The following is a 19,150-nucleotide window of genomic DNA, read 5'->3' as shown; positions in this document are numbered from 1 at the left end:
CACAACGTAGTGTCTTGCGCGCAATCACTGTGTATAGATAAAGCGCTTTTTTATCGCGGTGGCACTGACGACGCAGAGTGCGACGTTAGTGACGGCTGAGTCCTGGCACTGATCCGGGGGATGCGAGGCAGGACGCCGAGCAAGCCGCATCGGGCCAAGGATGGCCCGTTGCGGCGGCCCCCGGATCAGTGACAGGGCGAAGGAACCCGACGAAGTCGGGCCGGAAACAGGAGCGAGGGGATTTGCCTACTTTGGCCCCATCAAAGTAGGTCGCCGAGGGGCGAAAAGGTGACCTGAGTCGACCCCCAATCCACCTGAAACCACAGAATCGCCGTGTGACGCGGAGCGTCACGAACTGCATTCCCACGCGGAGCGTGAGGAACGAGCGGCGTCTGGGATAACAAAGGTGACCTGAGTCGACCCCCAATCCACCTGAAACCACAGAATCGCCGTGTGACGCGGAGCGTCAAGAACTGCATTCCCACGCGGAGCGTGAGGAACGAGGGGCGTCTGGGATAACAAAGGTGGCCTGAGTCGAACCCTAATCTACCTGAAACCACAGAATCGCCGTGTGACGCGGAGCGTCAAGAACTGCATTCCCACGCGGAGCGTGAGGAACGAGCGGCGTCTGGGATAACAAAGGTGACCTGAGTCGAACCTAAATCTACTTGAGGTCGCAGACCCACGAGAGGCGTCCGGGAGAGCACTTTTCGTCACTCTGCGCAAAGCGTGGGGACAATAGCAAAAAGGCCCGGTCACTGAGTGAGCCGGGCCTTTATGACGGTGTCAGACGATTACTCGCTGAGCGTCGGCACCTTGCGCGGGGCCATGAAGTACAGCCAGATCAACGCGATGAAGTACATCGCCGGGATCATGGTGAACAGCACGTTGTAATTGTTGTTGGTGGCGGTCAGCACGGCACCGACAATCTGGGTCATGAACATACCGCCAATGGCCGCGCACATGCCGCCGAAGCCGAACACGGTACTCATCATGTGCTTGGGCGTGTAGTCCATCACCAGGCTCCAGATATTCGCGGTCCAGGCCTGATGCGCACCTACCGCAAGCGAGATGGCCAGTACCGCCACCCACAGGCCGCTGGCGTTGGCGGCGAATACCACGCTGCAGATCGTGATGGCAAAGATCAGCATCGACAGCAGACGCGCAGTGGTCGCACGCATGCCGCGCCCGATCAGCCAGGAGGACAGAATGCCGCCACCCACACTGCCGAAGTCGGCGGTCAGCCAGATCAGGATCAGCGGGATGCCCATCTGCGTCACGCTGATCCCCAGGTTGTATTGCTGATTGAGAAACGGCGGCAACCAGTACAGGTAAAACCAGAACACCGGCGCAGTGATGGCGTAAGCCAGCGCGAACGCCCAGGTGCCGCGCATCTTCAGAATGCCGGTGAAGGGCACCTTGACTGGCGCAGGTTCGACCTCCTGGTTGATGTAATCCAGCTCGGTCTTGCTGACGGTCGGGTGCTCTTCGGGGTTGTAATATTTCAAGCGCCACATGATGACCCAGATCAGCCCCAGCGAACCCATCGCTAGAAAGGCAGCCTGCCAGCCCCAGACGGTAAGGATCAGCGGCAGCAGCGCCGGGGTCAGCATTGCACCGACGTTGGTGCCAGCGTTGAAAATACCAGTCGCCACTGCACGTTCACCTGCGGGGAACCACAGGCGTGTGGTCTTTACACAGGCCGGGTAGTTGGCCGCCTCGGTCAGGCCCAGAATGAACCGGCAGACCATGAAGCCCACGGCGGAAGTTGCTAGGCCGTGGGCGCCGGTTGCCAGGCTCCACAGCAGTACCGCGAGGAAGAACGCACGCTTGACGCCGACCTTGTCGATAAAGCGGCCTTGCAGCACGAAGCCCACCGCGTAACCGACCTGAAACCAGAAGTTGATGTTGGCGTAGTCCATCGCCGTCCAGCTCATTTCCTTGGCGAGGATGGGCTGCATGACGCCAAGCGCCGCCCGGTCGATGTAGTTCAGCGTGGTGGCGAAGAACACCAGGGCGAGCATGCCCCAGCGCGTCTTGCCCACGGCGAGTGCGCCGCGAATCTTTTCGCCCATCCCGGCACGGGCGGCCTGGGCGACAGGGTTGGTCTGGGTGTTAAGCATGATGTTCTAACCATCCGTTCCAGGACTGTGCTGCTGGCAACAGTCGGACTGAGAAGTCCACTCGATGCAGGCGTTGTGCAGGTAAAGTGAAGTCGTAGAACCGTGATTCGACTGGCCTGTTGACTCAGGCTTTCATCGAGACGATCCGTCGGGCCGACAATTTACAGGTTGGGCCGCGCAAGTGTGTTGGAATGTTTCAGGCGACGTAGATCCGCGCCGGGCTTTTGGCCGGACGAGTTCGTTGAACCTGACGTCTGGTGAGACGGACGGGCGAGCGGGCGAGCAAAGCGAGAGGGGTGCACATGAGCAATGTTCCTGTTTTTTGAATTGTTATGGGTTGCTGCTGATGAAGCAAAAGATCAAAACGTTTGACTGCGGGTCTACCCTGCAATGTGATGCTGATGTTGAGCATTGCGCGATACAGCGTCAATTGAGCAAAACGGCTTTTGTTCGATAATCGAACGTAAAACTAACCGGTTCGTACACTTTATGTTGCTGTAGTATTTTGACAGGCAAATACTTTACTCGCACCTCTGAATAAGGCCGGGAAAGGCCAGGAATGCGGTGCTGTCCAGTCGTGACCGAAACAGGTCGCGTTCATCCAGGAGCTGAAAAGCATGCAGCGTTCAATTGCTACCGTATCCTTGAGCGGTACTCTGCCCGAAAAGCTCGAAGCCATCGCCGCAGCCGGCTTTGACGGCGTCGAGATTTTCGAAAACGACTTATTGTATTACGACGGTAGCCCACGCAACGTCAGGCAGATATGTGCCGATCTGGGAATCGCCATTACCCTGTTCCAGCCGTTCCGGGATTTTGAAGGCTGCCGCCGTGATCGCCTGCAGCGCAATGTCGACCGTGCCGAACGCAAATTCGATCTGATGCAGGAACTGGGCACCGATCTGGTGCTGGTCTGCAGCAATGCGTCTGCCGATTCGGTGGGCGACGAAAATATTCTGCTGGATGACCTGAGCCTGCTGGCCGAGCGTGCCGGAGCCCGTAACCTGCGTGTCGGTTATGAGGCGCTGGCCTGGGGCAAGCATGTGAACACTTGGCAGCAGGTCTGGAACTTGGTGCGTCAGGTTGATCATCCGGCACTTGGGGTGTTGCTCGACAGCTTCCATACCTTGTCACTCAAGGGCGACCCGAGCGCGATTGCGCAAATTCCGGGTGACAAGATCTTCTTTGTGCAAATGGCCGACGCGCCGATTCTGGCCATGGATGTGCTGGAGTGGAGCCGCCATTTCCGCTGCTTCCCCGGTCAGGGCGAGTTTGATCTTGCCGGTTTCCTCGCGCCGATTCTGCGCAGCGGCTACACCGGTCCGTTGTCGCTGGAAGTATTCAACGACGGTTTCCGTGCCGCCCCGACTCGCGCCAATGCGGCGGACGGTTTGCGTTCGCTGCTTTATCTGGAAGAAAAAACCCGTCAGTTGATGGCGCGTGACGAGCCAGCCGCTGCGCCTGAAATACTCTTCAACCCGCCCGCTGCCAGCACTTACAACGGCGTCGAGTTTCTGGAATTTGCAGTCGACGAGAGCCACGGCGCGCGCCTGTCAGGCTGGCTGCAACGGCTGGGCTTTGCCAAGCTGGGTCAGCATCGCTCCAAGGCGGTCAGTCTGCTGGGGCAGGGTGATATCAAGATTGTGCTCAATGCCGAACCCTATTCTTTTGCCCATAGCTTTTTCGAGGCCCACGGGCCGTCGTTGTGCGCCACTGCCTTGCGCGTCGATGACGGCCATCAGTCGCTGGAGCGTGCGCGGGCCTTCAAGGGCCAGCCGTATCGCGGGCTGGTCGGCCCCAATGAGCGGGAGATTCCTTCGGTCCGCGCGCCCGACGGTAGCCTGATCTATCTGGTTGATAACGCTGCGCCCGGAGAATCGATTTACGACAGCGATTTTGTCGTCGACCCGCAAGCGGTTGCCAAGGGTGGTTTACAGCGTATCGACCACATGGCCATGGCGCTGCCCGCTGACAGCCTGGACAGCTGGGTACTGTTCTACAAAAGCATTCTGGACTTCGAGGCCGATGACGAAGTGGTCTTGCCCGACCCCTATGGTCTGGTGAAAAGTCGTGCCCTGCGCAGTCGTTGCAGTACCGTGCGCCTGCCGCTGAACATTTCCGAGAATCGCAACACGGCCATTTCCCACGCGCTGTCGAGCTATCGCGGCTCTGGGGTGCATCACATTGCGTTCTCCTGCGAAGACATCTTTGCCGAGGTCAGCCGCGCCAAGGAAGCGGGGGTGCCGTTGCTGGACATCCCGCTCAATTACTACGACGACCTGGCAGCCCGCTTCGATTTCGATGAAGAGTTTCTCAGCGAACTGGCGTATTACAACGTGCTTTATGACCGCGATGCGCAGGGCGGCGAGCTGTTCCACGTCTACACAGATGCCTTCGACGGGCGCTTCTTCTTCGAGATCCTGCAACGCAAGAATGGCTACGTCGGCTATGGCGCGGCCAACGTGCCGGTGCGTCTGGCGGCGATGGCCAAGGCGCGCAATGTGGCAGCGCGTCAGGCGCGGCTGTAAAGCGAGGCCGACAGTAGAGCTGCTGCGAGGGTTCGAATCCCTCGCAGCTTCCCTCTGCCTGCGGTCAGCTTCATACTTCGCGCATTACCCGTGGTCATGAGCCAACAATGAAAAAAATCGACTCCGCCGTTGCCGTTGAACCTGCCGCTACCGTGCCCAAGGGCCGCAAGAACAATCCGGAAAAAACCCGCGAAGACATTCTTCAGGCTGCTGTCGCCGAATTCGTTGCCCACGGTCTTACAGGCGCGCGCGTCGATGCCATCGCCGAGCGCACTAAAACCTCGAAACGGATGATCTATTACTACTTCGGCAGCAAGGAGCAGCTGTATGTCGAAGTGCTGGAAAAACTCTACGGTGCGATTCGCAACACCGAGAGCGAGCTGAACCTGAGTGAGTTGGAGCCTGTCGAGGCTATTCATCGCGTGGTGGAGTTCACTTTCGATCACCACGACAGCAACGTCGATTTCGTCCGCATCGTGTGCATCGAAAACATACATTACGGCGAGAACGTCAAACAGTCCGATTCGATCCAGGCCAAAAGCCAGAACATCATCAGGGCGCTCGACGGCATCCTGCGTCGCGGCGAGGCCAGTGGCTTGTTCCGCGATGGCGTTCATCCGGTGGACCTGCACCTGATGATCAGTTCTTTCTGCTTCTACCGGATCTCCAACCGCCATACCTTCAGCGAAATTTTCCAGATCGAGCTGTGGAGCGAGGAGGTCAAACAGCGTCACAAGGCGATGATTTGCGACGCTGTGCTGCGTTATCTCAAGCGCTGAGGTTTACAGCGTATGGAAGTGCGCCATCATCCGTTCTGCATCGGCTGACTGGCCACTGAACAATTCGAACGCCTTGACCGCCTGAAACACCGCCATGGTGCTGCCATCCAGCGTGCGGCAGCCCAGTGCACGGGCATGCTTGAGCAGTTCGGTTTCCAGCGGGAAGTAGATGATTTCCGCGACCCACAGCTCAGGGCGCAGCAACTCGACCGGCAACGGCGTACCTGGCAGTTTGGTCATGCCGACCGGCGTGGTATTGACCAGGCCATCGGCTTTGGCCATCGCGGCAGGCAAATCGACACCCACCTGCGCCCGTCCGGCACCGAAATGCGCGTTGAGGTTGTCCACCAGGCCTTGCGCGCGTTGCGGCTCGACTTCGAATACCGTCAGGCATTCGACGCCAGCGCTCAATAACGCATGAGCCACGGCAGCGCCTGCGCCACCTGCGCCCATTTGCACCACCTGCTGACGTGGAGCCTTGTCCAGGCCGCGTTGGAAGCCTTCGGCAAAGCCCAGGCAGTCAGTGTTGTGACCGATGCGCTTGCCGTCCTTGAACACCACGGTATTCACTGCGCCGATACCGCGGGCTTCGGCGGACAGCTCGTCGAGTAAGGGGATAACTGCCTGCTTGCACGGAAAGGTGATGTTCAGGCCGGTGAAGCCGCAGTTTTGCGCGCTTTCGATAAGCCGGGGCAGGGCGCTGATGTCCAGTTGCAGGGCGTCGATATCAATCAGCCGATACAAGTAGCGCAGGTTCTGTGCATCGCCTTCGTGCTCGTGCATGGCGGGCGTTCGCGAGGCCTGGATACCCGAGCCGATCAGGCCGGCGAGAACGGATGTTTTTTCAGCATGGGTCATAGAATACGTCTCTTGTTTTTGTGCCACTGCCCGGTCCAGAGCAGGTGTTGAGCGGAATGTACCAGATGGTTAATAGTGCCGCAGGTGGCAGGCGATTACTACGCAGCGATGTTGTGCGGTGATCGCCCTAATCAGTGATAATCCACGGCCAGCCGCTTCAGATCAGCCAGAGTTCACGCCGCACATGCCCGATTCCGTTTTCAGCGCCGCACAGCAACAAGCCAGCACGTTGTACCTGCCACCGGGCGCGTGGGCCACAGTGCTTGATTGCCTGTGCGCGAAATTCACCGCCATCAGCCGCGAACAATGGCTGGACCGTATTGCCCGCGGGCGGGTACTGGACGAAAACGGCAAGGCCATCGCGCCTGACCTTGCTTACCGCGAGGGCCTGCGCATTCACTATTTCCGTGAGGTGCCCAATGAAACGCCGATTCCGGTGCTCGAGACGATTCTGTACGCCGACGAGCATCTGGTGGTGGCGGACAAACCGCACTTTTTGCCCGTGACACCCGCAGGCGAGTACGTCGAGCAGACGTTGCTGCGCCGTTTGATCCATCGCCTGGGCAACCCCGATCTGGTACCGCTGCACCGTATCGACCGGCACACCGCGGGGCTGGTGCTGTTTTCCGCCAACCGACAGACGCGCTCGGCTTATCAGGCACTGTTTCCCACCCGGCAGATCGACAAGTTCTACCAAGCCATTGCGCCAGCGCTGCCGGGCCTGGAGTTTCCACGTTTGCACGAAAGCCGTCTGGTTGAAGGCGAACCGTTCTTTCGCATGCAGGAAGGAGCAGGGGCGAGCAATACCCGGACGCAGATCGAGGTGCTCGAGCGGCAGGATCAATTGTGGCGGTACGGGCTTTATCCGGTGACCGGCAAGAAACATCAACTACGCGTGCACATGGCAGCGCTGGGCGCGGGGATCTGCAACGATCCTTTCTACCCGGACGTGGTAAAAGACCCTGTCGACGATTATCAAAACCCTCTGAAGCTGCTGGCCAAGGGCTTGCGCTTCATCGACCCGCTCAGCGGTGAACAGCGTCAGTTCGAGAGCCTGCTTGAACTCGACTGGTAAGCGCTAAAGCCGGGCTGACGGCCAAAAAAAACCCGCACTCGGCGGGTTTTTCCAAATCAGTCACGCGACGCCCGGATCACAGATCCTTGACGGTACGTACCTGATCCTTGTTGATGCGGGTCTGCTTGCCGTCGAGTTGCTTGAACTCGTAGAAGCCCGATTCTTCATCGTACTTTGGCGTGTCGACAGCCTGGATTTCACGACCATCGTTCAAGGTGATCACAGTGGGCGATGCGCAGCCGGCGAGGGAGGCAATGCTCAATGCAAGCAGGAAGGCAGCGGGAAGGGTCCGTTGTTTCATTACTGTGTCTCCAGATGGATTCTTGATTTACTGAACTCTCAGACGGATACACCGTCGGCAAAGTTCCGTATACACCGTCAGCAAGTTCAATAGCCAGCCACTTGCTACGGTTTCTCGCTGATCCCGGTCAATAGACAGGGGGTGTTCAGGTTGGCCAGGCGTGAATCACCGGCTTCCAGTTGCAGGGCGACTGGTTGCAGCGGTTCCAGGGCCCGTCTCGGGCTGCGTTCGCCGGCCTGCCATGCGGCTTCCAGCGTTGCGGCGTGAGCGATGGGGATCATACATAAAAGCGGCTGCCAGTGCTGGCCTTCACGCACCATTATTGGTCGCTCCGGGCATTCAACAGCCTTCTCGCGCAACGCTTGCAGCAACGGTTCATCGACCAAAGGTACATCGCAGGGCAAAACCAGCAACCACGGATGCCGGGCGAGTGGCAGGGCGGCGCGAATTCCGGCCAGAGGGCCGTTGAAATCGGCATCATCGTCCTGCACCAGTTGATCGGCGTACTGCGCATAGCGCTCGATGTTGCGGTTGCAGGAAATAATCAGGTCGTCGGTCAGCGGCCGGGTCAGCCGGTGCAGATGCTCGATCAGCGCCTTGCCCTGCCACTCGATCAGGCCCTTGTCGCGCCCGCCCATGCGCTGCCCGCGACCTCCGGCCAGCAGCAGGATAGAGCAGGGCGGCAGTGCGGCAACTACATTCATCAAACACTCGGCGGGCAGTCAAAAGGAGTGCTGTGATATAACACCGGCCTGTTTCCTTAACAACTGGATGAGGCCATGAAAGCCAAGGCTGACACACCTTTCGTACCCCTGAATATCGCCGTGCTGACCGTCAGCGATACCCGCACCCGTGAAACCGATACCTCGGGCCAGATGTTCGTCGACCGCCTGACCGACGCCGGTCATGGCCTGATCGAGCGCGTGCTGCTCAAGGATGACCTGTACAAAATCCGCGCTCAGGTAGCGACCTGGATCGCTGACGATCAGGTGCAGGTCGTGCTGATCACCGGTGGCACCGGCTTTACCGGCCGTGACAGTACGCCGGAAGCCGTGGCGTGTTTGCTCGACAAGCAGGTCGATGGTTTTGGTGAGCTGTTCCGGCAGATTTCGGTGCCGGATATTGGCACCTCGACCATTCAGTCCCGTGCGTTGGCGGGCCTGTCCAATGGCACCCTGGTGTGCTGCCTGCCGGGCTCCACCAATGCGGTGCGTACGGCGTGGGACGGTATTCTCGCCCAGCAACTGGATTCGCGCTTCCGGCCCTGCAACTTCGTGCCGCACCTAAAGCAGGCCGAGCCCTGTGCGACTCGTGGTTGAGTGCTGATGAACAACGAGCCGAAAACCTTGCTGCCTGTCGAAGAGGCTATCGCGCGGCTGCTGGCGATGGCCGAGGCCACGCCGATCACTGATCGCCAGCGTGTTCCGCTGGCCGATGCCGAAGGCCGCGTACTGGCAGTGGATCTGGTCTCCACGCTGGATCTGCCGCCCTGGCCGAACAGCGCCATGGACGGTTATGCCTTGCGCACGGCGGACTGGAGCGGCGAGCCGTTGACGGTCAGCCAGCGCATCTTCGCCGGTCAGGCACCCGAGCCGCTGGCCCCTGGCACCTGTGCACGAATCTTCACCGGCGCGCCGATGCCTGAAGGTGCCGATTGCGTCGAGATGCAGGAAAACGCCGAGGTGCTGGCGGATCAGCGCGTGTGCTTCAGCGAGCCGCTGAGCGTCGGGCAGAACATTCGCCCTCAGGGGCAGGAAACCCGCGTTGGCGATACCGTGCTGGCGGCCGGGACGCGGCTTGGTCCTATTGAATTGGGCCTGGCCGGTTCGCTGGGCCTCGCCGAGCTTGAGGTGATCCGGCGGGTGCGTGTCGCGGTGCTGTCCACCGGCGACGAGTTGATTGAACCAGGTCAGCCATTGGCGCCGGGGCAGATCTACAACAGCAATCGGGTGTTGCTGTGCAGTTGGCTGAAGCGGCTCGAATGCGAGGTGGTGGATGCAGGCATCCTGCCGGACGATCTGGCGAAGACTCGTGCTGCGCTGGCGAATCTGCACGATGTCGACCTCATCCTCTCCACGGGCGGCGTCTCGGTGGGCGAAGCGGATTTCCTGGGTCACGCATTGCGCGAAGAAGGCGAGCTGACGCTCTGGAAGCTGGCCATCAAGCCCGGCAAACCGCTGACCTTCGGGCATTTTCGTGGCGTACCGGTGATTGGCCTGCCCGGCAATCCCGCCTCCACGCTGGTCACCTTCGCTTTGCTGGCGCGCGCTTACCTGCTGCGCCGCCAAGGTGTGATTGACGTAGCACCGTTGCAGTTTCCGGTGCCCGCAGGCTTTGTCTGGACGCGTCCGGGCAATCGTCGCGAATACCTGCGCGGGCGTCTGGAACAGGGCAGGGCCGTGGCCTATCGCAACCAGAGCTCGGGTGTATTGCGCAGTGCTGCCTGGGCTGACGGCCTGATTGAAGTGCGTGAAGGTTCAACCGTGGCCGAAGGGGACTGGGTCAACTTCATCCCGTTGAGTGAAGTGCTGGGCTGAGTGGATTAATGGTTGGGCGGGCACGCATGAGCTACTCTCAACATCGCTGACAAGTTGGGCAACCGGACTTCGCCCTGGAGTATTGTTATGGCGCCATTGAGAGTGGCTTGTGTGATCCCGACCTACAACGGACGCAAGGATCTGGAACGTCTGCTGGACTCACTGGCTACGCAGACTGCGAACTTCGATACGCTGATCGTCGACTCCAGTTCTTCGGATGGCACGCTGGAGCTGGCGCAAGCCCGCTGTGCCAATGTGCTGCGCATCGACAGCAAGGACTTCAACCACGGCGGCACCCGGCAGATGATGGTCGATCTGCATCCCGACTATGACGTCTATGTTTACCTGACCCAGGACGCCTACGTTGAAGATATCAATGCCATTGCCAACATTCTGCTGCCTTTCGCCGACCCCAAGGTTGGCGCGGTCTGCGGGCGTCAACTGCCGCACAAGAATGCCAACCTGTTGGCTCAGCATGCACGGTTGTTCAATTACCCTCCGACGTCGCAGATCAAAACCCTGGCCGATGCCCGCACGCTGGGCATCAAGACGCCATTCATGTCCAACTCGTTCGCGGCCTATCGCGGCGAAGCGTTGCGGGAGATCGGCGGCTTTCCCCGGCATGTGATTCTTTCCGAAGACATGTACGTCACTGCCAAAATGCTGATCGCTGGCTGGAAAGCAGCTTATGAAGGTTCGGCCGTATGCCGTCATTCGCACAACTACAGCCTGCGCGAGGAGTTTTGCCGTTACTTCGATATCGGTGTGTTCCAGTCCCGTGAAGCGTGGATCTACGAAACCTTTGGTGGCATCGGCGGCGAGGGCATGCGTTACGTCAAGTCCGAGCTTAAATTCCTCGGCCCCCGGCGAATTCTCTGGTGGCCCATGTCGTTCGTACGTAATGCGCTGAAGCTGCTGGCCTACAAGCTGAGCAAGCAGGAGAAGCGCCTGCCCCGTGGCGTAAAGAAAAAGCTCGGGATGTACAAGCGCTATTGGGACAGCCCTTACGCCTGAGCGAACTCTGCGCCGGACGCTGAGCGCCCGGCGTCGAGCGCATCAGAGTTTCGCAGCCTCTTCGTCCAGACGGTCGGCCTCGAACAGTTGTGCGAGGTCGGCCCTGGCTTCACGGGCGGTCTGCAGAACCTTGGCGTCGTCGTCATACACTTCATGCTGTGCGGCCAGCACTTGTTCGTCGTGGCGCTTGAAGCGACTGATGCGCGCGTCGGCCTGTGCTTCGGTCAGGCCCAGCCCCATCAAGGTCTGACGGCTCATCTCCAGGCTTGAATAGAACGTCTCACGTACGGCATGAGCGCCAATGTCCATCAACCGGTGAACGTGCTGGCGGTTACGTGCGCGGGCAATGATCTTCATGTGTGGATACAGCTTGCGGATCAACTCGGCGGTCTTGATGTTGGTGTCCGGATCATCCGTTGCAATGACAAAGTATTCCGCTTCATCAACCTTGGCTGCACGCAGTATTTCCGGACGCAGCGGGTCGCCATAAAACACCGGCACATTACCGAAGCTGCGCGAAAACTCGATCGATTCCACGGCGGTATCCAGAGCGATGAAAGGAATTTTCTGCGCCCGCAGGATCCGCGCTACGATCTGCCCCATACGGCCCATGCCTGCGATGACCACGCGTGGTTTGTCAGTCTGGATATCGCGGTATTCGTCCGGCACGTTGACGGCCTTGGCCTTGGGTTTGATCCAGCGCGCCAGAGCAATGAACAACAGCGGCGTGATCGCCATCGACAGCGTGATGGTCAACACCAGCATGTCGTAAAGCCCTGCCTCGAACAGCCCTTGAGCGCTGCCGATCTTGAACACCACGAAGGCAAATTCGCCACCGGCGGCCAGCACCAGGCCCAGTTGCAGCGCGCTGCGGTTATTGAGGCCGCCAGCGGTACGACCGATCAGGAACAGCATCGGCAGCTTGATTCCGATCAACAGCAGCGTCAGGCCCAGCACCGCGAGGGGCGAGCTGAGCAGCAAGCCGACGTTGGCACCCATGCCGACACTGATGAAGAACAGCCCCAGCAACAACCCCTTGAACGGTTCGATCTGTGCTTCCAGCTCATGACGGTACTCGGAGTCGGCCAATAGCAGGCCGGCGAGAAACGCGCCCAGCGCCATGGACACGCCCACCAGTTCCATCAGCCACGCCGTACCAATCACTACCAGCAAGGCAGTGGCGGTCGAGACTTCCTGAATTTTGGTCTTGGCAACGATGCGAAATACCGGACGCAGCAAATAGCGCCCGCCGATCACCACGATGGCAATGCTGCCCAGCACGCGCAGGCCGTGGTTGATGCTTTCGCCGGTGTCCATTGCGTGATCGGCCCCGGCGAGGAATGGCACCATGGCAATCAAAGGAATTGCTGCAATGTCCTGAAACAGCAGGATAGCGAACGCCATCCGGCCATGCGGGCTGTTCAACTGCTTGCGCTCGGCCAGACTCTGCAAGCCGAAGGCTGTGGATGACAGCGCCAGGCCAAGCCCCAGAATGACCGCAGTGTTCAGCGACTGGCCGAAGGCAAACAACGCGATCCCGCCAATGACCAGGCCCGTCAGCAACACCTGAGCCATGCCGACGCCGAACACCGATTTGCGCATGACCCATAAACGCTTTGGCGACAGCTCCAGACCAATGATGAACAGCAGCAAGACCACGCCCAGCTCGGATATGTGACTGACACTCTCCGTATCGCCTATCAAGCCCAGCACCGAAGGGCCGATGATCACTCCCGCGAACAAATAGCCGATCACCGCGCCCAGCTTCAGGCGCTTGGCAAGCGGTACCGTCAGCACGGCGGCGAGTAGAAACACTACTGCGGCCTGCAACAGGCTGCCTTCATGGGGCATGTAAAACTCCTTGGTAATAATTGAACACACTGTTTAAGCAGGGCGGTATTAAAGCATGGGAGTTTTACACGGCAACGCTGATCGCGGCATGACAATAATCAACGCGGTTGATGGAGCGTGCGTGAAGGGTGCGAAGGAGGGGAGCAGGCCAGGCTGACGATGCCATTCGTCGCGCATCGGCGTAAGCTATGCGCGCAAACAGGCAGTGCCAACTGCCCGCTCATGAGCATTCAGGAAACCGTTATGACCAACAAGCAGCGTTTGATTTACTCGATTCTGATCGCCCTCGGCGTTCTGGCGATCATGCTGGGCTTGTCGCACCTGCAAAACAGCGGTGTCATCACCGAAAAAACCTTTCAGTACATCGCAATCAGCGTGGCCGTACTGGTCGTGATTCTTAACGGGATCATGCGCCGCAAGGTCAAGCGGTAAGCGCGGCAAATGGCAAGGATGACGAGGCCCGTTTTACTGGGCACCATCCTTGCTCGCATCACCCAGCCATTGTCGGGCACGAGGGTGCAGGCTGTAGGTCTTGTCGTCATTGAGATGAATCACGCCTTCATCGCACAGGCGCTTGAGCACTTCGCGCACACTTAGAAACGACAGCGGTACATCAAGCCTGAGCAGCTGGCTGTGCACGCCCCGTACTCCCAATGGCTGGCCTTCCTCGCTCGATACCAGAAGCGCATCAAGCACCTTGAGCCTGACCAGGCTGGTACGCAGACCAAAGCTTTTCAGGAGCAGTCGGATGTGCTCGTTTCCGGGCCGCTCTGTCTCCAGAGCGGGCGACTGTGCCTGCGCAGCCAGTGCTGTTTGGCGCAGCAGGGTGCGAGTCGTGATTCCTTGGCGATTGAACATCCGCAAACTCCTTTTCAGGCTTTTTTAAACAATCTCAGTTACTAAGACGAACGAGCGCAGCAAAACCTCAGTTATCAATGGAAAAAATAAAAACGCCAACGCGCACGGGGTCGCCGCAGCGTTGTGCGTTTCAGGGTAGATGAAGATCGGGCAGTCGCGGGGGGGCGGTTGATCCGGCTATCGGCGGATGCAAAATCGCTCAGCGTCAGTCAGGTACGCGAGAGCGCTCAGCCTTTGGGCGCGTCGGGTATCCGGCGGTTGAGCACCGGGTTGCCGTTCTGGTTCTGCGTGACATAAACCGGCAGCACCTTGGGCAGAGAGGCCAGCAGGCTGGACAGGTCGCGCGTGTTGAAACTGCCGCCCAGGCGCATGGCACCGGTTGCGGTATCGGCCAGCAGAATAGGTGTTTGCAGGTAGCGATTGATCAGTGGCAAGGCTTGGCTGAGAGGCAGATCATTGAAGATCAGCTTGCCATTACGCCACGCCAGGCTCGAATCCTTTGTGTCGGTCTGGCTGATCAGGGGCGCGTCGTCGCCTGCCTTGTAGCTGGCCTGCATGCCAGGGTCAAGATGATGGCTTGACGACGGATGTGCGCGATCACTGCTGACCTGAACCGAGCCCTCGACCAGCGTTACACGTACCTGGTCCTGATACATCCACACATTGAAGCGTGTGCCCGTGACCTTGATGCTGCCCTTGCCGGCATCGACTACAAAAGGGTGTGTGTTGTCGTGGCTGACCTCAAAGAACGCCTCACCCTTTTTCAGCGTGACGCTGCGTCGATCCTTGTAGTTGGCGTAGGTCAGCTCGGTGCCGAGGTTCAGTTCGGCACGGCTGCCATCTGCCAATACCACAAGACGCGTCGCGGTATCGGCGTTGTAGGACTCGTAGGCGTCAGGCAGCCAGCCCTGATTCCAGCCCACATAGCCGGTGACCGGGACAGCTAGGGCAATGACCGCAGCGGCAGCCGCGAGTGGTGCCAGGCGGCGCTTGCGACGAAGTACGGGCTGGTTGTTCTGGGTAGCCTGAATCGGCAGTGCAGGGGCCGGATTGAGCGGTTCGATTTGTCCGGTAATGTCCCAGACTTCCCGCATCGCCTCATACTCCACCGCATGCAGAGGATGAGCCTTCAGCCATTGCTCGAACGCTTTTCGTTCTGCGGCCGTGCAGTCTTCGGCATGCAGGCGCATGCACCAATGCGCAGCGGCATCGGTGATCGCGTCGTGTTCTGCCTTGCTGAAAAGAGGGTCGCTCATGGGCGCTCCGGCCTATACCGTTGGCGCATTCTACCCTTGGATATCAGGGAGAGAGAACATTTGCAGGAATTACCCGTCAACGCACAGCGTAATTCCTTGTGAATGCAAGCAGCTCTCATTGAAACCTGTTCGCGACAATCGAGCACACCGTAGTGCGCAGGGAGTGTTTTTGCAGAGCCTGCAGCGCTACTCTCGTTGCTGGTATTTCGTGCGGTTGTTCCCGGTACCTTGCCATGACATGAACAGGAGCCTCAGATGCGCGCCACCCCTAACGATCAGCCGGTCCGGACCGTTTCATATCAGCAACTGACAGATCTGTTGCGGCGGATCTTCCTTGCGCACGGCACCTCCCCGGAAGTTGCCGATGTGCTTGCCGAGAACTGCGCCAGCGCCCAGCGCGACGGCTCGCACAGTCATGGCATCTTTCGCATGCCTGGCTACATCTCATCGCTGAGCAGTGGCTGGGTGGACGGCAAGGCAGTGCCGTTGATCGAGGATGTCGGTGCCGCGTTTGTCAGGGTCGACGCCGATAACGGCTTTGCCCAGCCTGCGCTGGCGGCAGCCAGATCATTGCTGATCGACAAGGCGCGCAGTGCCGGGATTGCGATTCTGGCGATACGCAACTCTCATCACTTTGCCGCGCTGTGGCCGGATGTCGAACCTTTCGCCGAAGAAGGGCTGGTCGCCCTGAGCATGGTCAACAGCATGACCTGCGTAGTGCCACATGGTGCGCGTCAGCCCTTGTTCGGCACCAACCCCATTGCCTTCGCTGCACCGCGTGCCGGGAGCGGGCCTATTGTTTTCGACCTGGCGACCAGCGCCATTGCCCATGGTGACGTTCAGATCGCAGCGCGTGAAGGGCGACTGCTGCCGGCGGGTATGGGCGTGGATCGCGACGGCCGGCCCACTGAAGACCCCCGCGCCATTCTCGATGGCGGGGCACTATTGCCCTTTGGCGGTCACAAGGGTTCCGCACTGTCGATGATGGTCGAGCTGCTGGCGGCAGGGCTGACAGGTGGCAATTTCTCGTTCGGCTTTGACTGGTCGAAGTATCCCGGTGCGCAGACACCCTGGACCGGCCAGTTGCTGATCGTCATCGATCCGGACAAAGGCAGCGGTCAGCATTTTGCACAGCGTAGTGAGGAACTGGTAAGGCAGCTCCACGGGGCAGGGCAGGAACGCCTGCCGGGGGACCGACGCTACAGCGAGCGTGCGCGGTCGATGGTGCACGGTATCGACATCGCTGAGGCTGATCTGGAGCGCTTGCAGGGGCTGACGGGCGATTGAGCCGTTTACACATTTGCTGACCATTCGTCGCAGTCAGTCTTGTGTCGGCGCTCGGTTCTAAATACTGTATGCATGAACAGTAAAGAACGAATGAGGTCTGTTATGTCCCTTAAGTCAGTGCAAACGTCAGTACAAAGCCCGGTCGCTCAGCAGCATCGTACTCTCTCTACCGTCAATGAAATGCAGCGTGAGGATTTCCTCCGGCTGGCGGCGGGTCTGCGTCAGTTCAATGGCTACGAGCAGGATGTATCGATAGCCATTGCGGCAGCCCGCGCAAGTGGTGAATACCGTCAGGCCAGTGCGATGGAATAGTGTGGCCGATAGCGTCTCGGGTTGATTGTGAGTATATGTAACGTATATGCTTCATATATTCAATTTGAGGTGAACCATGGGTCTGGTAAAGATTTCCGAAAACATGCACGCCAACCTGCGCTCTGCCAGTGTTGCGCTCAGTCGCTCCATCAATGCGCAGGCTGAGCACTGGATGCGCATCGGCATGCTTGCCGAATTGCACCCGGCACTGGATTACAGCGAGATCTGCCAGATGTTGATCCGTATCGAGAACGCAGGCGGCACGGTGCTGACTGCTTCGAACTTCAACGTTGCAGAGCTTTCTGCGTCCAGCCTTTCCAAGGCGGCCTCATGAGCAGCGCCATCGGTATCAAGACCGAACAGGACCTTGTGCAGTTGCGCATAGCCGGCAGGCTGGCTGCCGATGTACTTGCAATGATCACGCCTTACGTCAAGGCTGGCGTCAGCACCGAAGCGCTCGACGATATCTGCAACGAATACATCGTCAAAGAGCTGAAAGTGATTCCCGCGAATGTGGGCTATCACGGTTTTACCAAGACCACCTGTATCTCTCCCAATGCAGTGGTCTGTCATGGCATACCTTCTGCCACCGATATTCTGAAAGATGGCGATATCGTCAATATCGATGTCGCGGTCATCAAGGATGGCTGGTATGGCGATACCAGCCGTATGTATCTGGTCGGTGAGGTCAGCCCCCTGGCAAAACGTCTTGTCGAGACGACCTACGAGGCAACCCGCGCCGGTATTCATGCAGTGCGCCCCGGGGCAACGCTGGGTGATATCGGTTATGCCATTCAGAGCATCGCTCATCGTGAAGGCTTTAGTGTAGTGCGTGAATATTGCGGGCACGGCATTGGCCGCAAGTACCATGAAGAGCCTCAGGTTCTGCACTACGGCGCTCAGGGCAAAGGCCTCAGGCTGAAGCCGGGCATGGTGTTCACCATCGAGCCGATGATCAATGCCGGCAGGGCCGGTACTCGTACTCTGCCGGATGGCTGGACGGTTCTGACCAGCGATCTTTCATTGTCTGCGCAATGGGAGCATATGGTTGTAGTCACCTCTACCGGTTTTGAACTGCTGACGCCCTGGCCTGAAGGTACGGGTCATTATCCTGCCATTTAGACGTGAGTGGTTCGGTGATTTGAGTGCATAAAAAATGGCCTTCCCGAGAGGCCATTTTTTTTGATCAAGGGTGATGTTTCAGTATTGCGGCGAAGATCTTTTCCAGCGTACTTCTGTTACGCCAAAACGCTCTGCCTGCAAGGTCGCCATTCCTATCGGCCCTGCAGACATATTGCCACTCACTGTGCCAACGCCGGCGTGCAGCGTTGCGCAGTGCAATGCGTCGCACTGGCACATTTGCCTGGTCTGGTGCAGGAAACAACGAGGTTCGCCATTGAACTGATAGTGAATTTCAAATTCCGTTTGATGATTCATCTTTCCTGCCCGTGAGCCTGACGGCATGCCATCAAAATAGTGTGATTATTCCAGTGGGGCATGCGCGAGAAACCTTCTCCGGTCACGCTGCTGTCTTCAGATCGTAGAGCGAAAATCGCGTCGTTTCGAGATGTAGTTAACAGTTGTCCGATGAGTGGTTTTGGGTTCACTCAAACGCATGAATGGATGACCGAATGGTCATCCAAACGAAGATCTTCTTTTTTGAGACAAGCCTCATTTACATGACTTGAGGTCTACCGGGCCGACAAAATCATTACCCCGCCCCATAACGCAGGCGACCTGCTGATTGCGCTGGCGCTCCCAGGCCTGGGGAGGATAAGTCTTGTCCCAGGCTTGATAAAGCTGCTGGTCCTGGCGCGACAGGCGCAAGTTGTATTGTTTACTCATGTAGAAGTAGGTGCGGGCGATCATGCCGCGAATGGAAGGGCGAGGCATGACCTTTTTCGCCTTGAAATCCACTTGCGTCAGGCATGAACCGTACTGGCCTTTTTGCTCGGGTATCCAGCCAAAGCTGAAGTTGCTGCGGTCGCCATTCACTTCGCCGATGCTGGGCACCAGGTTATGCAGGTCTGCCTCGGCGCGTTTATAAACGGCATCGGTCTTTGTGCAGTTTTTGCGCCCGCCGTTCTGCCAGCATTGGCGCAGATGGCCGATCTGCCAGGCCGGAACGATGTGTTCCCATTCAATACGACTGGCGCGCTTGGCGCTCTTGCGCGGGACATAGCCGCAGCCCGCAAGATCGACCCGGTTGCCGGTGTATTTGCAGCCGCAGTAAAATTCGGTCGATTGTGGTGCGTATAACCCCCAGGCGACTTTCTTGGCTTCGCTGAAAGTACGCGGAGCTTCGGCCTGAGCGCTGAATGAAGCGGTGATGAGCAGGGTGGTGCAAAGCAGTGTCGAGAATCGAAACATCATG

General features: G+C 58.8%; 20 protein-coding genes. 11 read left to right on the top strand and 9 right to left on the bottom strand.

Features of this window, described 5'->3' with window-relative positions:
* Positions 1-794 precede the first annotated feature (794 nt).
* Positions 795-2,123 carry an MFS transporter gene (locus RYB09_RS01560; protein WP_316887241.1) on the bottom strand — a complete coding sequence of 443 codons (1,329 nt, stop codon included), beginning with the start codon at positions 2,121-2,123 and terminating at the stop codon, positions 795-797.
* Positions 2,124-2,740: 617 nt separating this feature from the next.
* On the opposite strand from RYB09_RS01560, the gene quiC reads away from it, so the two are divergent.
* Together quiC and RYB09_RS01550 are read left to right on the top strand one after the other, a co-directional pair.
* Positions 2,741-4,648 carry a 3-dehydroshikimate dehydratase QuiC gene (gene quiC / locus RYB09_RS01555; protein ID WP_057401620.1) on the top strand — a complete coding sequence of 636 codons (1,908 nt, stop codon included), beginning with the start codon at positions 2,741-2,743 and terminating at the stop codon, positions 4,646-4,648.
* Between the two features lie 107 nt (positions 4,649-4,755).
* Positions 4,756-5,427 carry a TetR/AcrR family transcriptional regulator gene (locus tag RYB09_RS01550; RefSeq protein WP_010212247.1) on the top strand — a complete coding sequence of 224 codons (672 nt, stop codon included), beginning with the start codon at positions 4,756-4,758 and terminating at the stop codon, positions 5,425-5,427.
* Between the two features lie 3 nt (positions 5,428-5,430).
* Here RYB09_RS01550 and RYB09_RS01545 read toward each other — a convergent pair whose 3' ends face one another.
* Positions 5,431-6,285 (bottom strand): shikimate dehydrogenase, encoded by an 855-nt coding sequence (locus RYB09_RS01545; protein WP_058400196.1) that lies wholly within the window; start codon positions 6,283-6,285, stop codon positions 5,431-5,433.
* Positions 6,286-6,469: 184 nt separating this feature from the next.
* On the opposite strand from RYB09_RS01545, the gene RYB09_RS01540 reads away from it, so the two are divergent.
* Positions 6,470-7,360: a pseudouridine synthase gene (locus tag RYB09_RS01540; RefSeq protein ID WP_058407620.1), complete on the top strand. Its 891-nt coding sequence runs from the start codon at positions 6,470-6,472 to the stop codon at positions 7,358-7,360.
* Between the two features lie 76 nt (positions 7,361-7,436).
* Here RYB09_RS01540 and RYB09_RS01535 read toward each other — a convergent pair whose 3' ends face one another.
* On the bottom strand, positions 7,437-7,661 hold the full coding sequence (locus RYB09_RS01535; RefSeq protein WP_002553129.1) for a YgdI/YgdR family lipoprotein: 225 nt from the start codon (positions 7,659-7,661) through the stop codon (positions 7,437-7,439).
* A gap of 104 nt (positions 7,662-7,765) precedes the next feature.
* Complete coding sequence (mobA, locus tag RYB09_RS01530) at positions 7,766-8,365, bottom strand: molybdenum cofactor guanylyltransferase MobA (protein WP_316887239.1); 600 nt, start codon at positions 8,363-8,365, stop codon at positions 7,766-7,768.
* Between the two features lie 75 nt (positions 8,366-8,440).
* On the opposite strand from mobA, the gene moaB reads away from it, so the two are divergent.
* The 3 genes from moaB (at position 8,441) to RYB09_RS01515 (ending at position 11,212) form a co-directional block, all read left to right on the top strand.
* Positions 8,441-8,980 (top strand): molybdenum cofactor biosynthesis protein B, encoded by a 540-nt coding sequence (moaB, locus tag RYB09_RS01525; RefSeq protein WP_002553131.1) that lies wholly within the window; start codon positions 8,441-8,443, stop codon positions 8,978-8,980.
* A 6-nt stretch (positions 8,981-8,986) separates the two neighbouring features.
* Positions 8,987-10,198: a gephyrin-like molybdotransferase Glp gene (gene glp, locus RYB09_RS01520; protein ID WP_316887238.1), complete on the top strand. Its 1,212-nt coding sequence runs from the start codon at positions 8,987-8,989 to the stop codon at positions 10,196-10,198.
* 87 nt (positions 10,199-10,285) lie between these two features.
* The gene (locus RYB09_RS01515) at positions 10,286-11,212 is read left to right on the top strand and encodes a glycosyltransferase family 2 protein (RefSeq protein ID WP_058400200.1); all 927 of its coding nucleotides are present in this window, start codon (positions 10,286-10,288) and stop codon (positions 11,210-11,212) included.
* Between the two features lie 42 nt (positions 11,213-11,254).
* On the opposite strand, the gene RYB09_RS01510 is transcribed toward RYB09_RS01515, so the two are convergent.
* Positions 11,255-13,063: a monovalent cation:proton antiporter-2 (CPA2) family protein gene (locus RYB09_RS01510; protein ID WP_316887236.1), complete on the bottom strand. Its 1,809-nt coding sequence runs from the start codon at positions 13,061-13,063 to the stop codon at positions 11,255-11,257.
* 243 nt (positions 13,064-13,306) lie between these two features.
* Between RYB09_RS01510 and RYB09_RS01505 the strand changes: the two genes are divergently transcribed.
* Entirely contained in the window at positions 13,307-13,495 is a 189-nt protein-coding gene (locus RYB09_RS01505; protein ID WP_005779813.1) for a hypothetical protein, read from the top strand.
* 33 nt (positions 13,496-13,528) lie between these two features.
* Here the strand turns inward: RYB09_RS01505 and RYB09_RS01500 are convergent, their stop codons facing one another.
* Together RYB09_RS01500 and RYB09_RS01495 are read right to left on the bottom strand one after the other, a co-directional pair.
* Positions 13,529-13,921, bottom strand: coding sequence for a Fe2+/Zn2+ uptake regulation protein (locus tag RYB09_RS01500; protein WP_002553137.1), 393 nt, complete (start codon positions 13,919-13,921; stop codon positions 13,529-13,531).
* 227 nt (positions 13,922-14,148) lie between these two features.
* The gene (locus tag RYB09_RS01495; RefSeq protein WP_005779809.1) at positions 14,149-15,177 is read right to left on the bottom strand and encodes a FecR family protein; all 1,029 of its coding nucleotides are present in this window, start codon (positions 15,175-15,177) and stop codon (positions 14,149-14,151) included.
* Positions 15,178-15,432: 255 nt separating this feature from the next.
* Between RYB09_RS01495 and RYB09_RS01490 the strand changes: the two genes are divergently transcribed.
* The 4 genes from RYB09_RS01490 to map all read left to right on the top strand — a co-directional run bounded on the left by RYB09_RS01490 (position 15,433) and on the right by map (position 17,898).
* On the top strand, positions 15,433-16,464 hold the full coding sequence (locus tag RYB09_RS01490) for an Ldh family oxidoreductase (protein ID WP_316887233.1): 1,032 nt from the start codon (positions 15,433-15,435) through the stop codon (positions 16,462-16,464).
* Positions 16,465-16,566: 102 nt separating this feature from the next.
* A complete protein-coding gene (locus tag RYB09_RS01485) occupies positions 16,567-16,776 on the top strand; it encodes a hypothetical protein (protein ID WP_058407613.1) in 210 nt (69 codons plus the stop codon).
* Between the two features lie 76 nt (positions 16,777-16,852).
* Positions 16,853-17,110 (top strand): ParD-like family protein, encoded by a 258-nt coding sequence (locus RYB09_RS01480; protein WP_002553140.1) that lies wholly within the window; start codon positions 16,853-16,855, stop codon positions 17,108-17,110.
* The gene (gene map, locus RYB09_RS01475; RefSeq protein ID WP_230018307.1) at positions 17,107-17,898 is read left to right on the top strand and encodes a type I methionyl aminopeptidase; all 792 of its coding nucleotides are present in this window, start codon (positions 17,107-17,109) and stop codon (positions 17,896-17,898) included. The genes RYB09_RS01480 and map overlap by 4 nt, the downstream gene beginning before the upstream one ends.
* A gap of 78 nt (positions 17,899-17,976) precedes the next feature.
* On the opposite strand, the gene RYB09_RS01470 is transcribed toward map, so the two are convergent.
* Both RYB09_RS01470 and RYB09_RS01465 read right to left on the bottom strand, forming a co-directional pair.
* A complete protein-coding gene (locus RYB09_RS01470) occupies positions 17,977-18,213 on the bottom strand; it encodes a DUF6555 family protein (RefSeq protein ID WP_002553142.1) in 237 nt (78 codons plus the stop codon).
* Between the two features lie 234 nt (positions 18,214-18,447).
* On the bottom strand, positions 18,448-19,149 hold the full coding sequence (locus tag RYB09_RS01465; RefSeq protein ID WP_058400205.1) for an endonuclease: 702 nt from the start codon (positions 19,147-19,149) through the stop codon (positions 18,448-18,450).
* Position 19,150 lies beyond the last annotated feature (1 nt).

Source organism: Pseudomonas syringae group sp. J254-4 (genome assembly GCF_032586855.1).
Classification (GTDB): Bacteria; Pseudomonadota; Gammaproteobacteria; order Pseudomonadales; family Pseudomonadaceae; genus Aquipseudomonas; species Aquipseudomonas amygdali.
This window is presented reverse-complemented; position numbering and strand designations above follow the sequence as displayed.